Raw genomic sequence first — 14905 nt, 5'->3', positions numbered from 1 at the left:
AGATCAGGCTTGGTTCGCCCGATCTTCCTCTACTGCTTCCACGATGCGCTCCCATGCAGCGACCGGATCGTTCGCCGCAGTGATCGCCCGTCCGATGACGAGGTAGTCACTGCCCAGACGAAATGCCTGTTCCGGGGTCGTAATTCTCGTCTGATCTCCCTGGTCTGCTCCCAGCGGGCGTATTCCCGGCGTCACCGTGATAAACGAATCCCCCAGCTCCTTTTTGATGAACGGGACCTCGAGCGGTGAAGCGACGATGCCGTCCAAGCCCGCTTGCTTGGTCAGCTTGGCATAGTGCAGCACCGTATCCTCGACTTCCCCGGAAATGAGCAACTCTTCATTCATCGTTCGCTTTGATGTCGATGTGAGCATCGTCACGCCAATCAGGAGTGGACGGGGAGCACCAGCGACGGTGCCCTGCTCCAACCCTTCCCGCGCCGCTTCCATCATGGCAAGACCGCCTGCGGCGTGGACGTTTACCATGTCCATGCCGAGCTTGGCCAGACTTCGCATCGCCCCTTTTGCCGTGTTGGGGATGTCGTGTATCTTCAGGTCGAGAAACACTTTCAACCCTTGATCTTTTAAGTAGTTGACGATGGAGGGGCCTTGCGCATAGCTCAGCTCCATGCCCACCTTCACGTAGCGAATCCGTCCATGCAGGACAGACAGGCACTGCTTGACCTCCTCCATGGTGGCAAAGTCGAGCGCCACAATCATGCGTTCTCTCACATCGGCCGTTTGAGGCAACATCGTTACTCCCTCTTTCCGCTTAGATTGTCACCGCGATTTTCGCACCCTCGCGCTGTGCGGGCATTGCTTCGGCAGAAAACGTGATTGTCTCCAGCACATGCAGCAGCGCTGTCGCCGTATCCAGCGAAGTGAGGCAAACCGCGCCGTTTTCCACTGCTTCCCGGCGGATGCGGAAGCCGTCGCGCTGCGGCGTCTTGCCTTTGGTCAACGTATTCAGCACGATGTTGGCTTCTCCGGTGTGGATCATGTCCAGCAGGTTTGGCGTGCCTTCCGAGAGCTTGTTGACGCGGGTAACAGGCAGTCCTGCCTGCTCCAGGTAATCCGCCGTCCCGGACGTAGCCAGCAGCTTGAAGCCGAGCTGGCGGAAACGCTTGACGATGCCCAGCGCCTCTTCCTTGTCCTTGTCAGCCACAGTGACGAGCAGCGCCCCTTTTGTCGGGATGTTCATCCCGGCAGCAACCAGGCCTTTGTACAGCGCCTTTGCCAGTGTCGATTCGCGACCCATTACTTCACCGGTCGACTTCATTTCCGGCCCCAGCGTAATGTCTACGCGGCGCAGCTTGGCAAAGGAGAAGACCGGCACCTTTACAGAGACGACGCTTTCTTCCGGATGATAGCCTGGCGTGAATCCCTGCTCGACAATCGAATGTCCGAGGATCGCCTTGGTCGCGATGTTAGCCATCGGGATGCCCGTCACTTTGGAGAGGAACGGCACGGTACGCGACGAGCGCGGGTTGACCTCGATCACATAAGGGCGGTTTTTGTAGATGACAAACTGGATGTTGAGCAGACCTTTTACTTGCAGCGCCCGCGCCAGCTTGGTCGTCATCTCGATCAGCTCGTCCTTGATTTCCTGCGACAGCGATTGCGGCGGGTAGACGGCAATCGAGTCACCGGAGTGGACGCCAGCCCGCTCGATATGCTCCATAATCCCCGGAATCAGTACATTTTCACCGTCGCATATCGCGTCAACCTCCGCTTCCACACCGACCATGTAGCGGTCGACCAGCACGGGGTGATCCGGGTTGATCTTTACTGCCTTTTCCATGTACTCCAGAAGCTCTGATTCGTTGTAGACGATTTCCATCGCCCGTCCGCCCAGTACGTACGACGGACGTACCAGCACCGGATAGCCGAGTCTCTCTGCCGCTACGACAGCCTGCTCTACCGATGTGACGGTTTTTCCCGGCGGTTGCGCGATTTCCAGACTGCGCAACAGCGCCTCAAATTTCTCGCGGTTTTCGGCGGCGTCGATATTTTCCAGGCTCGTGCCCAAAATCTTGATGCCGCGCGCAGCCAGCTTGTCTGCGAGGTTGATCGCCGTCTGCCCGCCAAACTGGACGATGACGCCCTCTGGCTTTTCCACGTCGAGAATGTTCATTACGTCTTCGATGTAAAGCGGTTCGAAATACAGTCTGTCCGAAGTGTTGAAATCCGTCGAGACGGTCTCCGGGTTATTGTTGATGATGACGGCTTCATAGCCCGCTTCTTTCAGTGCCCAGACTGCATGTACAGTCGCATAGTCGAATTCGATTCCCTGCCCGATGCGGATCGGACCGGAGCCGAGCACGACCACGCGCTTTTTGCCCGTGTCGATGCGCTCATCCTCGACTTCGTAGCTCGAGTAGTAGTACGGTGTCTGCGCTTCAAATTCAGCGGCGCAGGTGTCGACCATCTTGTACACTGGTACAAAGCCGTGTTGTTTGCACAGGTCGCGCACCGCATCCTCGCTTTGTCCCGACAGCTCGGCAATCTTTCTGTCGGTAAAGCCGAGACGCTTGGCTTCGTACAGCGTTTCTGCCGTCAGCCCTTTCGCCAGGACGGATTCAAAGGCGACGATGTTGTGCAGCTTGTGCAGGAAGAAGAGATCGATTTTGGTCAAGTCGTGCAGCTTCTCGATCGTCCAGCCGCGACGCATCGCCTCCGCCAGAAGGAACAGGCGCTCGTCGTCGGCGTCGATCATCCGTCTGGTCAATTCGTCTTCGCTGATCTGGTCAGCGTCCTTGATCTCCAGGTGGTAACAGCCTACCTCCAGCGAGCGGATCGCTTTCATCATCGACTCTTCGAAAGTTCTGCCGATCGCCATGACTTCCCCGGTCGCTTTCATCTGCGTACCCAGTTTGCGGTTGGCGGACTGGAACTTGTCGAACGGCCAGCGCGGAATTTTGCTCACCACGTAGTCCAGCGTCGGCTCGAAGCAAGCGTACGTCTGTCCTGTCACCGGGTTTTTCAACTCGTCCAGCGTATAGCCGATGGCGATTTTCGCCGCCATCTTGGCGATCGGGTAGCCCGTCGCCTTGGAAGCCAGCGCGGAGGAACGGCTCACACGCGGGTTGACCTCGATGACGTAGTATTGGAAGCTGTACGGGTCGAGCGCGTACTGCACGTTGCAGCCGCCTTCGATACCCAGCGCGCGAATGATCCGCAGAGCGGAGGAACGCAGCATCTGGTACTCGCGGTCAGACAGCGTCTGGCTCGGTGCCACGACGATCGAGTCGCCTGTGTGTACGCCGACCGGGTCGATGTTTTCCATATTGCAGACGACGATGCAGTTGTCGTTGGCGTCGCGCATGACTTCGTATTCGATTTCCTTCATGCCGGCAATGCTTTTCTCGATCAGGCACTGGGTAATCGGGGAGTATTTCAGGCCGCTCGCGACGATCTCACGCAGTGTTTCTTCGTCTGCGCAAATCCCTCCGCCAGTACCTCCGAGCGTGTAGGCAGGACGCACGATAATCGGGTAGCCGATCTCGTTGGCAAAATCGACTGCCTCATCGACCGTGCTGACGATGACGGATTCCGGTACCGGCTCGCCCAGCTCGTTCATCAGGGCACGGAACAGGTCGCGGTCCTCCGCCTGCTTGATCGATCCCAGCTTGGTGCCGAGCAGCTTTACGTTTTCCTGCTCCAGCACACCTTGCTCTGCCAGGGCGACTGCCATGTTCAGCCCGGTTTGTCCGCCTAATGTCGGCAGCAGGCCATCCGGTTTTTCCTGACGGATGACGCGTGCGACGAATTCCGGTGTAATCGGCTCGATGTATACTTTATCCGCCATGTTGGTGTCGGTCATAATCGTCGCGGGGTTGGAGTTGATCAGGACGACCTCCATCCCCTCTTCTTTCAGCGCTTCACATGCTTGCGTGCCGGCGTAGTCAAACTCTGCCGCTTGCCCGATGACGATCGGACCGGAACCGATCACGAGGATTTTTTTCAGATCAGCGTGTTTTGGCATGGGTTTTCTCCTCCTTAGCGGTATCCATCATCGCGAGAAACTGGTCAAACAGGTAGCCGGAATCATACGGGCCAGGGGCTGCTTCCGGATGGTACTGGACGGAAAAGGCGTTTTTCGCCAGGTTGCGGACTCCTTCGATCGTGCCGTCATTCAAGGCAACGTGGGTCATTTCCAGCTCCGTTCCCTGGAGCGATTCTTCCATTACAGCGTAGCTGTGGTTCTGGGACGTGATAAACGTGCGTCCCGTCGTCAATTCCTTCACCGGGTGGTTGCCGCCGCGATGGCCGAATTTCAGCTTGATCGTGTCTGCGCCCGATGCAAGGGAGAAAAGCTGGTGACCGAGGCAAATCCCGAACAACGGGTACTCGCCCAGTATGCTTTGGATCATCTCGATTGCCTCCGGGACGTCTTTCGGGTCTCCGGGGCCGTTGGACAACAGGATACCGTCTGGCTGGATGCGGCGAATCTCGTCTGCGGTCACATTGTACGGAACTACGACGACGTCGCAATTGCGCTTGGTCAGCTCGCGGAGGATGCCGTGCTTGCTGCCAAAGTCGACGAGGACGACGCGATGACCGGTACCCGGGCAGCTAAACACGCTCTTCGTGGAGACGCGCGATACTTGATCTGTCATCAGCTCTGCCTTGCCCAGGGAAGCGACCAGCTCTGCCAGCGGGGCCTCGCTTGTCGTGATCATCCCTTTCATCGTACCGTGGTAACGGATTTTTCGGGTCAGCATCCGTGTATCAACGCCGGAAATGCCGGGGATATCATACGATTTGAGCAATTCGTCCAGCGTGTTGGTGTTGCGCCAGTTGCTCGGCATGTCGCAGTGCTCGCGGACGACAAAGCCGTGGATGTACGGACGCACCGCTTCGAAGTCGTCCCGGTTGATTCCGTAGTTGCCGATCAGCGGGTAGGTCATGGTGACGATTTGGCCGCAGTACGACGGGTCTGACAGTACCTCCTGATAGCCGGTCAAGCCCGTGTTGAACACGACTTCTCCAAAACTTTCCTTCGTCGCGCCAAAGGCTTTCCCGATCAATTCTGTACCATCTTCCAAGATCAGTCTTGCACGCATCTCCTTCTCCTCCTCTTATCCCTCTTGATGTACAATCTTGCCATCTACCAGCGTCAGGACTGGCCACCCCTTGCAAGCCCATCCGCTAAACGGCGTATTCGTTCCTTTGCTCGCAAAGGTAGTCGGATCAATTTTCTTTTCTGTCTGAAGATCGATGACAGTCAGGTCAGCAGGTGCCCCTACTTCCAGACGTCCGTATGGCAGGCCAAATGCCTTTGCAGGTTGAATCGTAAGCAGTTCTACCAGTCTCTGCAAGCTGATTTCCCCGGTTTCGACCAGGTGCGTGTAGAGCAGCGGGAACGCCGTCTCCAGTCCGACGATGCCAAACGGGGCACGGGCCAGACCATTTGCCTTTTCCTCTGCCGTATGCGGCGCGTGGTCGGTCGCGATCATGTCGATCGTCCCGTCTTTCAGTCCGGCGATCAGTGCTGCCCGGTCTTCACGCGAGCGCAGCGGCGGGTTCATCTTCCAGTTGGTGTCCAGATTGTCCGGAATGTCTTCGTCGCACAAGAGCAGGTGGTGCGGCGTCACTTCACAGGTGACATTTACTCCGGCGCGTTTGCCGTCGCGCACCAGTCGTACCGACTCCTTCGCACTGATGTGGCAGACGTGGTAGTGAACACCGGTCTGTTCTGCCAGCAAAATGTCGCGGCCGACGTGGACCGATTCCGATTCGGACGGGATTCCCGGCAGTCCGTGGCGGGCCGCTACTACTCCGTCGTGAAGCGCGCTTCCGGGAGTGAGCAAATCTTCGTCCTCGCAGTGGGCGACGATGGACAAGCCGAGCTCCTGCGCCGCTTTCATCGCCTGTTTCATCATCCCTGCGTGTTGGACACCGACGCCATCATCGGTCAGCGCAAAAATGCCAGCTTCCTTCAATGCTGCAAAATCGGTCAATTCCTTGCCCAACTGCCGAACCGTGATCGCCGCGTAAGGGATGACACGCGCCATGCCCGCTTCCCGCGCCTTGTCCAGCACGTACTGCACAGTCTCTACACTGTCGATCGACGGGCGTGTATTCGGCATGCAGGCGATGGTCGTAAATCCGCCGCGCACGGCTGCCTTGGCACCGGTCGCCACTGTCTCTTTTTGCTCAAAACCAGGCTCGCGCAGATGCACATGGACATCGATCAGGCCAGCGCTGATCAACCCGCCCTTGCAATCCACATACTCATGTCCGTCGCGCGATACGGTTTCGGCCATGGCCGTGATGCGTCCTTCCTCCACCAGTACCTCAACTGGAATAAGTCTGCCCTCTTGGTTGATCAGTTTACCGTTGCCAAGGATGATTCCCATCGTATATCGCTTCCTTTCAGTAGTATCTCCAGTACGGCCATGCGCACCGCCACGCCATTGGTTACTTGCTTTTGGATCAACGATTTCTCGTGTTCGACCAGGTCTGTATGAATCTCCACTCCGCGGTTTACCGGAGCCGGATGCATGATCACCGCTCCCGGCTTCATCATCGCTGCACGCTCCAGTGTAAGCCCGTGCTGCTGATGGTACTCTTCCTTGGAGATGTAGAGCGACTCGGCGTGCCGCTCCAGTTGTACGCGCAGCATCATCACCACATCCGCCGTCTGCACGGCTTCGTCCAGCTCCACGATCTCTACCCCGGCCGGAATGAGCGCAGGCTGCGGCATCATCGATTTCGGACCGGCCAAAAGCAGCTTGACCCCGAGCTTGGGCAGCGCGTGCAGATGGGAGCCAAGCACACGGCTGTGGCGCAGGTCGCCGACGATCGCCACCGTCAGCCCTTCCAGCCGCCCGAACTGCTGCTTCATCGTCAGCAGGTCGAGCAAGCATTGCGTCGGGTGTTCATTCGTGCCATCTCCTGCATTGATCAGGCGCAGGTCGACGCTTTCTGCCAGCTCCTGCAGCAAGCCTTCCTTTTTCGTGCGGATGACAGCCGCTTCCACTCCCATCGCTTCCAGCGTCCGCAGCGTGTCGTATACCGTCTCTCCTTTGACCGAGGAGGAAGTCTCCGGGATGAAGTTCAAGACATGTGCACCCAGCCGTTTTTGTGCCACCTCGAAGGAGAAGCGGGTCCTCGTGCTCGCCTCGAAAAACAGGTTGGCGACAAATCTTCCCTTCAACAGCTCAGCCTGCTCCATCGGCCGCTTCGCCCAGTATTCTCCGCGTTCCACGAGCTGCCTGATCTGCTCGCTGCTCAACTCTTTCAAGCCAATCAGATGTGCCATCGCGCTCATTGTGTATCCCTCCGCTTGTCATTATGGAAAGAAAAAGCTTCTTGTCCTGCCAGCCGTGAGAGCCAGCGAGACAAGAAGCTGTCGGATGCCTGTGAAAGACATGGGAAACAGCGTTCATCTGCCTTGCCAGCCTCACGGGACTGGGTTTAAAGGTGATCGAACCGTGTCATGCGTAATTCGAAATGATTACTCTTGTGTCTTGGCATCAGCTTCGCCCATCGCCGATTCCTTGCCCGGCAGGATCAGGTGCAAAATGATCCCGAGGAAGGTAGACAGTGCAATATTGTCGATAGTGATGTTGCCGAGGAAGCCTTCCATGCCGGCAAAGCTGATTTTGTAGCCGCCGATTCCGGTAACGAGGATGACGGCTGCGATAATCATGTTTCGTTTGTTCTCAAAGCTGATTTTGTTGTCTACGTACATCCGCAGACCTTGTGCAGCGATGATCCCGAACAAAATGATGGAGACACCGCCCAGCACCGGAGTCGGAATACTCATCAAGAGCGTATTGATCTTGCCGACGAAGGCGAACAGGATGGCGAAAACGGCTGCCAGCCCGATAACCGCCTTGCTGAAGACGCGCGTGATTGCGAGCACTCCGATATTTTCGCCGTAGGTCGTCGCAGGCGGTCCGCCCAGCAAGCCGCCAAGCGCGGTCGCTACCCCATCCCCGAACAGGCTGCGGTGCAAGCCGGGGTCTTTCATCAAGTCCCGGTCCATGACCTTGCTGGTTACCAGCAGGTGGCCGAGATGCTCTGCCAAGGTGACGAACGCGACCGGGGCGATAATCAGCGCAGTGATCCAGGCCGAAGGATCGCCAATCACAGCGTACACCTCGTGGAACTTGAAGTGGTTGGAAAACATCTCGCCAAACCCGATGATCCATGGCGCTTCCGCTACCTTTTGAAAATCGATTTGGTCAGGGTGGCGAAGCAGCGTGTACAGATAGCCGACGACAATCCCGATGAGGATCGGAATCAGGGCAAAAAATCCGCGCAGCACGACTGCGGCGATGACTGTGACGACAATGGTGACGAGCGAAATTTCAATCGAAGTCAGCGAGATGACAGACACATCGTCCACGGTCACTTTCGTTGCCATATCGACGGCTGTAGCAGCCAGGCTCAGACCGATGACGACGATGACCGATGCGATGACGACTGGCGGCAGCACGCGATCCAGCCATTTGACTCCGGCTTTTTTGACGATTCCGGCGACGATCATGTAGATGATCCCGGAGAGAAAACATCCGAGGAGCGCTGCCCCGATGCCGTGTGCCGCACTAACGGTGATAATCGGACCGATAAAGGCGAAGGAGGAACCCAGGTAATTCGGCAGTTTTCCTTTGGTGATCCAGAGGAAGAGCAGCGTACCGACCCCGCTCGTGAACAGCGCCGTAGCCGGGTCCAGTCCAGTCAAGAGCGGAACGAGCACAGTCGCCCCGAACATGGCGAACAAGTGCTGGATGCTCAGCGGCAAAAGCCTGGATACTGGTGGTGTCTCATGGACATCAACGTAGTTTTTAGCAGACATGATTGATTCGACTCTCCCTTTTGAAAATTCTTATATGATTAGTGCCACAGTAGATAGAGGACAAACAAAAACCCCTTCGTGAGCGCACGAAGGGGCAGCCTTGCCATAGCATGGAAAGGGAGTCCGCCTCTTGCCGACCTCACGGGATCGAGTTTAAAGAGGAATTATGTGATTGCAATTGCTACAGAAGCTGGCGGATGGAGACGATGTCCATCATGTCCACCTCGGCGAGCTGCACGTCGACGATCTCGGTGCGCGAGGTCGGGACGTTTTTGCCTACAAAATCAGGGCGTATCGGCAGCTCCCTGTGTCCGCGGTCAACAAGCACTGCCAGTTGGATCATCCGCGGCCGTCCGTTGTCGATCAGGGCATCGAGAGCGGCCCGTACCGTACGTCCGGTATAGAGGACGTCATCGACGAGGATGACGGTTTTTCCGGTGATCTGGTCCGGCAATTGCGTGCCTTGCAAGATTGCGTCTTCGGACTTGTGTTGCAGGTCATCGCGATAGAAGGTGATGTCCAACTCGCCTACCGGGACCTTTACGTTCTCGATCAGTTCAATCCGCTCGACCAGACGCTGAGCCAGGTAAATCCCCCGCGTCTTGATGCCGACGATGATGCAGTCTTCCACGCCTTTGTTGCGCTCGATAATCTCGTGGGCGATGCGCGTCAGTGCGCGGCGGATCGCTGCTTCATCCATGATGACGCTTTTGTTGATCATCTGCTCTCCTCCTTCTCATCGGGAACAGGACATGAAAAAGCTTCTTGCCAGGAGACAAGAAGCAGGTGGACAGGCTTCGGCAGCAGGGAGGATAAAGTCCTTCCCTGTCGCGTTTCACCTGATCGGTTCCGTGCCCTTGCCAGCCTCACAGGACTGGATTAAAGGTTCCTTTTGTTATATCGAATTATGTCATAGCCCACTGCCGATGTCAATGCAAATCTCGACATTCGTGCGATCTGCCTATTTGTCCCAGTACACGTCGATCCATTTCGGAAGGTAGTTGCCATAGTAGCCGACCTCTCCCGTCACCTGGCGAAGCAGCTCGCTCTCCTTCCCGTCCTGCGCTACATATAGCGCGCCTTTGTTCGCAGCATCGAGACGGACAAACAAGAGCAGCCCTCCGTCCGAAGAGAGTGCAGGGAATGTGTCTGCAGTCTGTTCGCTGCCTGTCGCAAGCTGCCGCACCTCTCCACTGGCGTCCCGCTTCCAGATGCGCTGACCGGGCACCAGGACCCTTTCTTCAGCGTACTCATACGGCACTCCGATTCCGCTGGTGTAAGCCAGGCTGTACGGTGCTTGCGATGTCCAGACGGGGAAGCTGGCAACTTTCTCTCTCTCCGTCTCGAAGATCACGTTTCCGCTCGGATCGATGATGCGCAGACGCTTGTTGTGCGTCGCCATCCGATCGCCGCCATTGATAAAAGCCAGTTGCTTGCTGTCAGGCGACCAGGCCAGCCATTCCCGATAGGCCAAGCCTTCCCCGATCTCCAGCGGCTTGTCGGACGGCTCGCCCAGGTCGAACAACTGAATCGGAACGCCGTCTGCAGAAAGCGACGCAGAGTTGTACTGGACGTAGTAGGCGACGAATCGGCCATCCGGTGACACCTGCATCCCCATTGGCGCCCACGGATTTATGCCGTCCTGCACATCAGGCGGTTCTGCGATCGGGTAGGCGGCCTGCTGATTTCCGTTCAGGTCGCGCAGACTGAGTGTCATCGGACGATTTTGTTCGGCTTGCGTGGAAACGAGGAACGCCTCGCCGTCCGGCATCCACGTGAAGTCGGCAAAATCGGCAGGGCTTGTGCTGACTGTCTCGGCTTCTTTTCCATCCTTGATCGCTTTGATCACAAACTCCCTTTTTGTCTCCCCGTCTCTCGCCACCTCGGTCACGTACGCTACCTGCAAGGAATACGGCGCCCATTTGGGGGCTCCCCGTACCGGCCGCTCATCAAGCTGGATCGTCGTGCTTGCGTCCTTGCTTGCTGCCCACAAATACCCGTCAGACAGATCGGCACCAGGGTAGTGCATGTACAAAAGCCACTCTCCATCATGCGACCAGCCAACGAGTACTGCGCTGCCCTCCCTGGTCACCTGGACAGGCTCGCTCCCCTTTTCATGCGCATCAAAAATCCAGATACGCTGGTTGCTGGTAAACGCGATCCGCCCCGGTACTGTCGCCTCACTGACCCGCTCGGGGGTTGTCGTCAATGATTGCTGGATGCTTGCTTCACTCGTGGTATTGACCGTCAGCAGCATGCCAACCAGCGCGATGCCTGCCAACGCCTTTCCGACCATCGCCATCCTTTCTCCTCCTTTTTCCTGTTTCCTGGTTAGGATGTACACATCTCCCTACTTTACTGACGAAACGGGCGGAGGATTCGTTTACGCATGGCGAATCTGGACAGTCCATACCTCACTTTATTTGGGTTCCCCAAACATCCGGCGTCGCTCGTACGCGAAAATGACCATCAATACGCCTAATAGCGCACAAATCATATACATGACGGAGTACGAGAACATATCGGCAACCGGTCCCATGATGACCCCTCCCAACGAAACGCCCAAATCAGCCGTTGCAATAAAGAAACCGATCAGCACATTGCGGTTCGCTTGTGGCAATACAAAAGTCAGGTAGGTCGTCAACATGGGGTAGAGCAACGCTTGTGCGATCCCCATCAATACGGCACCCGCATAGAAAAAAACAGCTCCGCCGACGATCGAGAAACTTGTGCACTGCGCTGCTACTGCAACCATCATCATAATCCCCATCACAACATACGAATGCCACTGGCCGTCAGAAGGGATTTTCTTTCGCAGGAAAAAACGGGCCAGCACCAAAGTCGCTGCCTGCAGCATCAGGTAAAAGGCTGCATTGCCATTCTCGATTTGCCCGGCGTATAACGGTACAAACGTCGTCACCGCCCCGAAAACGATGGAGGCTGTCAACATCAGGACACTGCATTTGAACAGATGTGGATTTTTGACTACCTGACTCACGGACTGGCGCATGGTGGCACCCGGACTCGGCTCCGATTGACCCTTCTCCTGCTCTTTCTCCTGTTTGTCGATGTTGGCGCTAAACCCTACCACTCCTGTACAAATAGCAATCGCAACCATCGCCAGTGTAAACAGGTTCATATCATCGGATTGCCACATGCCCAAAGCCAGCAGCGGACCGATGATCCCCGGCATGGATGCACATAAGGAATACAGCGAAATCCCCTGGGAACGATCCTTGTCCGGCAGCGCATCAATAATCCCAAGCTGCAAGGCCATGGAAAAAAAAGCGGTGCAGACTCCTTGCAGCATCCGGGCGACGAAATAACCGCCCAACCCGGTAAACGTATACAAAACCAAAGCCACCCCGTTGATAATCAAGATGACGCGCAGCACCTTGATCGGGCCGTGTTGTTGAATGACATGGCCCGCCCACGGCCGAAACAGCATCGTCGTAAACAAATACGCCCCCATGACGATCCCGATTGTCGTGTTGGTCGCACCCAACGACTCACCTTTTAATGGAATGATGACATTCAATATCGAATTCGCGCTGAAGTACAACAGCGTCAGTATATACAGCCGCAGAAATGGCCAGGACAGGGCCCCTCTCACTTTCTTCTCTCCTTCCGATGTGCGCTCGCCCGTAATTACATGATGACTCTTTGCAGCAATTTTCTGGCATACAGTGACTGCACATCGTTTAGTTGTTCAACAGATATGATTTCTTCGATTTGACCGCTGTGAATGATCATTACCCTGTCGCAAATATAGGCCGCCGCCTGGATGTCGTGTGTAATGAAGAGATAGCTCATGCCGTAGATGGTGCGCAAACTGTGGAGCAAATCCAGCACCTGCAACTGCACCGAGCCATCCAACGAGCTGACAGCCTCATCCAGGATAATACACTTCGGTTCCGTCGCAACAGCTCTGGCAATGCACACTCTCTGGGCTTCCCCTCCAGACAGCTCATGCGGGTATTTCTTTCGATAAGACGGGGCCAATCCTACCTGATGGAGCAATCGATCAATCCTGTTTTGCACCTCCCGCTGTGGGAGCGAGAGCAGTTGCAAAGGCTCCAGCAAGGCCTCTTCCACGGTGTAAAACGGATTGATCGAGGAAGTGTAGTCTTGAAACACGGCGCTGATCTTACCCAATCGCGCCCTCCGCTCCTCAACTCGCCGGCCTTCGAACAAAATGGTTCCCCGGTCGGGTTTCTCGATCCCCAGCAACAAGCGTCCCAGCGTGGACTTGCCGCTGCCGCTTTCGCCAATCACGCCCAGACATTCTCCCTGACCGCATGTGAAGCTGATGTCGCGCAGCACTTGCTGTCTTTCCCTGGAAAATATCCCGTCCTTTTTATAGGACTTTTCCACTCGATCTACGATCAACAACGCCAACGCCTCCCATGATTCGCGTGAAATGCTGGTTCAGCGCCAGCTTGGACGATACCAGAAAGCGGGTATACTCATGTCGGGCTCCCGAGAATATCGCATGGGTCGTCCCTCTTTCCACGATCTCGCCGTCTTTCATCACCAGGACCTCATCCGCCACTTTTTTGACAACCCCGAAATCGTGCGAAACGAAGATCATCGAGCAGCCCAGTCTCGAACGCAGGTGCACCAGTTGTTCCACAACCTCGTATTGCGAGATCGTATCGAGCGCCGTCGTCGGCTCGTCGGCGATGATCATCTCGGGCTCCAGCACGATGGCCAGCGCTATCATAATCCGCTGCAGCATGCCGCCGGACAGTTGATGCGGATATTTGTTCAAAATCGCGACCGGGTCTTTCAGCATCACGCTTTCCATCGCGGCTGTCATTTTGGCTTCGCTTTCGCTGCGGCTCCAGCCGTAATGTTGTGCAAGTGTCTCCCTGACGTGAACGCCGATAACGCAGGACGGATCAAAAGCACGCATCCCATGCTGCAAAATCATGGCGATTTGTTTTCCCCGCATTTTTCTCACTTCTTGTTCGGAAAGCTCGGCGATGTTTATCCCGTTGAACACGATGTCCCCAGTTTGGCGGATTGCCGCTTTATTCAGCCTCACAATCGACCTGCAGGTGACGGACTTGCCGCTCCCGCTCTCCCCCACGATTGCCAGGCAGCTCCCTTTTTTGACTTGAAACGAACTGTTCGGAACGATCACTTGTCCGGTACTTTCATCCCAAATGCGCAAATTTGTAACTTCCAAACTATTCATAGCGAATCCCCCTCTTTTCCTCGAGGCGTGGTCGTGGAAGAAATGTTTGCTTTTGCCGTTTTGCGCTTTGGTTCATCAGCTTGGGGTCCAAGGCTACCTGAAGCGCGTCGGACAAAAAGTTAATGGCAGACACGACAATCACAATGGCCAGTCCTGGCGCCAGCATGAGCTCCGGTCTGGAAAACATGACTGCTCTCGCTTCATTGAGCATCATGCCCCACTCGGCATGGGGAGGCTGAATTCCCAAGCCAAGGAAGGAAAACCCCGATACTTGCAAAATCATCGTACCGAAAGAGCTGCTGGTAATAACGGCGATGTCCGGCAGCGAAACCGGGACGATGTGCTTCGCCATAATGCGGACGTGACCGACGCCAAGCGCTTTGGAATACTTGACATAGTCGGATTCGGCATATTGCATGACAGACGTTCGGATGACGCGGGCAAACCAGGCCCATTTCATCAGGACAAATGCGATTAAAATATTCTCCAGCCCAGCACCCAAAACACCGATGACGGCCAATGACATCACGTATCCCGGGAACGAGAGCATGACATCACAAACCCGCATGATGAAAGCATCCGTTTTTCCCCTGAAATAGCCAGCCATAAAGCCCAGAATCGCCCCGATGCAGACCGATACAGCCAGAGCAGCGAACACATACAGCACACTGGGACGAATTCCGTAGATCAGACGGGAGAGTACGCACCGCCCCAGATGATCGTTGCCGAGCCAGTAATCCCACGATGCTGCCGCAAAGCGGAGCTCCATATTGACCTCTTCCGGATCATGCGGCGCAACAAAAGGAGCACATATTCCCACGATGCCGGTCCCGACGACGACTGCCAACGACAGGACTGTCAACTTGTCTTTGTACAGATGCTTCAATCGTTTCATCGCT

12 protein-coding genes are annotated in these 14905 nt (G+C 56.0%); all 12 read right to left on the bottom strand.

The window, feature by feature from the left end; genetic code table 11:
* Positions 1 to 3: 3 nt before the first annotated feature.
* The gene (gene pyrF, locus ACAF76_RS07195) at positions 4 to 750 is read right to left on the bottom strand and encodes an orotidine-5'-phosphate decarboxylase (RefSeq protein WP_400163251.1); all 747 of its coding nucleotides are present in this window, start codon (positions 748 to 750) and stop codon (positions 4 to 6) included.
* 19 nt (positions 751 to 769) lie between these two features.
* Entirely contained in the window at positions 770 to 3982 is a 3213-nt protein-coding gene (carB, locus tag ACAF76_RS07190; RefSeq protein ID WP_400163250.1) for a carbamoyl-phosphate synthase large subunit, read from the bottom strand.
* Positions 3966 to 5063: a carbamoyl phosphate synthase small subunit gene (locus ACAF76_RS07185; protein WP_400163249.1), complete on the bottom strand. Its 1098-nt coding sequence runs from the start codon at positions 5061 to 5063 to the stop codon at positions 3966 to 3968. Before ACAF76_RS07185 ends, carB begins: the two co-directional genes overlap by 17 nt.
* 15 nt (positions 5064 to 5078) lie before the next feature.
* Positions 5079 to 6359: a dihydroorotase gene (locus tag ACAF76_RS07180; protein WP_400163248.1), complete on the bottom strand. Its 1281-nt coding sequence runs from the start codon at positions 6357 to 6359 to the stop codon at positions 5079 to 5081.
* Positions 6329 to 7273 (bottom strand): aspartate carbamoyltransferase catalytic subunit, encoded by a 945-nt coding sequence (locus ACAF76_RS07175; protein ID WP_400163247.1) that lies wholly within the window; start codon positions 7271 to 7273, stop codon positions 6329 to 6331. Before ACAF76_RS07175 ends, ACAF76_RS07180 begins: the two co-directional genes overlap by 31 nt.
* Positions 7274 to 7459: 186 nt before the next feature.
* Positions 7460 to 8806, bottom strand: a complete 1347-nt coding sequence (locus ACAF76_RS07170; RefSeq protein WP_400163246.1) for a solute carrier family 23 protein — start codon at positions 8804 to 8806, stop codon at positions 7460 to 7462.
* A 181-nt stretch (positions 8807 to 8987) separates the two neighbouring features.
* Positions 8988 to 9527, bottom strand: coding sequence for a bifunctional pyr operon transcriptional regulator/uracil phosphoribosyltransferase PyrR (pyrR, locus tag ACAF76_RS07165; RefSeq protein WP_400163245.1), 540 nt, complete (start codon positions 9525 to 9527; stop codon positions 8988 to 8990).
* Positions 9528 to 9767: 240 nt separating this feature from the next.
* Positions 9768 to 11108, bottom strand: coding sequence for a hypothetical protein (locus tag ACAF76_RS07160; RefSeq protein WP_400163244.1), 1341 nt, complete (start codon positions 11106 to 11108; stop codon positions 9768 to 9770).
* 117 nt (positions 11109 to 11225) lie between these two features.
* Complete coding sequence (cntE, locus tag ACAF76_RS07155) at positions 11226 to 12419, bottom strand: staphylopine family metallophore export MFS transporter CntE (protein ID WP_400163243.1); 1194 nt, start codon at positions 12417 to 12419, stop codon at positions 11226 to 11228.
* 35 nt (positions 12420 to 12454) lie between these two features.
* On the bottom strand, positions 12455 to 13198 hold the full coding sequence (locus ACAF76_RS07150; protein WP_400163242.1) for an ABC transporter ATP-binding protein: 744 nt from the start codon (positions 13196 to 13198) through the stop codon (positions 12455 to 12457).
* Positions 13164 to 14006: a staphylopine uptake ABC transporter ATP-binding protein CntD gene (cntD, locus tag ACAF76_RS07145; protein ID WP_400163241.1), complete on the bottom strand. Its 843-nt coding sequence runs from the start codon at positions 14004 to 14006 to the stop codon at positions 13164 to 13166. The genes ACAF76_RS07150 and cntD overlap by 35 nt, the downstream gene beginning before the upstream one ends.
* Positions 13999 to 14901 carry a staphylopine uptake ABC transporter permease subunit CntC gene (cntC, locus tag ACAF76_RS07140; protein ID WP_400163240.1) on the bottom strand — a complete coding sequence of 301 codons (903 nt, stop codon included), beginning with the start codon at positions 14899 to 14901 and terminating at the stop codon, positions 13999 to 14001. The genes cntD and cntC overlap by 8 nt, the downstream gene beginning before the upstream one ends.
* Positions 14902 to 14905 lie beyond the last annotated feature (4 nt).

This window comes from Brevibacillus sp. TJ4 (genome assembly GCF_044627595.2).
In the GTDB taxonomy this organism is placed as follows: domain Bacteria; phylum Bacillota; class Bacilli; order Brevibacillales; family Brevibacillaceae; genus Brevibacillus.
This window is presented reverse-complemented; position numbering and strand designations above follow the sequence as displayed.

Bases quoted from the DNA above. Each gene is read 5' to 3' on its own strand.
- ACAF76_RS07170 (WP_400163246.1), bottom strand. From the start codon at position 8,806: ATGTCTGCTAAAAACTACGTTGATGTCCATGAGACACCACCAGTATCC.
- ACAF76_RS07175 (WP_400163247.1), bottom strand. From the start codon at position 7,273: ATGAGCGCGATGGCACATCTGATTGGCTTGAAAGAGTTGAGCAGCGAG.
- pyrR (WP_400163245.1), bottom strand. From the start codon at position 9,527: ATGATCAACAAAAGCGTCATCATGGATGAAGCAGCGATCCGCCGCGCA.
- ACAF76_RS07160 (WP_400163244.1), bottom strand. From the start codon at position 11,108: ATGGCGATGGTCGGAAAGGCGTTGGCAGGCATCGCGCTGGTTGGCATG.
- ACAF76_RS07185 (WP_400163249.1), bottom strand. From the start codon at position 5,063: ATGCGTGCAAGACTGATCTTGGAAGATGGTACAGAATTGATCGGGAAA.
- cntD (WP_400163241.1), bottom strand. From the start codon at position 14,006: ATGAATAGTTTGGAAGTTACAAATTTGCGCATTTGGGATGAAAGTACC.
- carB (WP_400163250.1), bottom strand. From the start codon at position 3,982: ATGCCAAAACACGCTGATCTGAAAAAAATCCTCGTGATCGGTTCCGGT.
- pyrF (WP_400163251.1), bottom strand. From the start codon at position 750: ATGTTGCCTCAAACGGCCGATGTGAGAGAACGCATGATTGTGGCGCTC.
- cntC (WP_400163240.1), bottom strand. From the start codon at position 14,901: ATGAAACGATTGAAGCATCTGTACAAAGACAAGTTGACAGTCCTGTCG.
- ACAF76_RS07180 (WP_400163248.1), bottom strand. From the start codon at position 6,359: ATGGGAATCATCCTTGGCAACGGTAAACTGATCAACCAAGAGGGCAGA.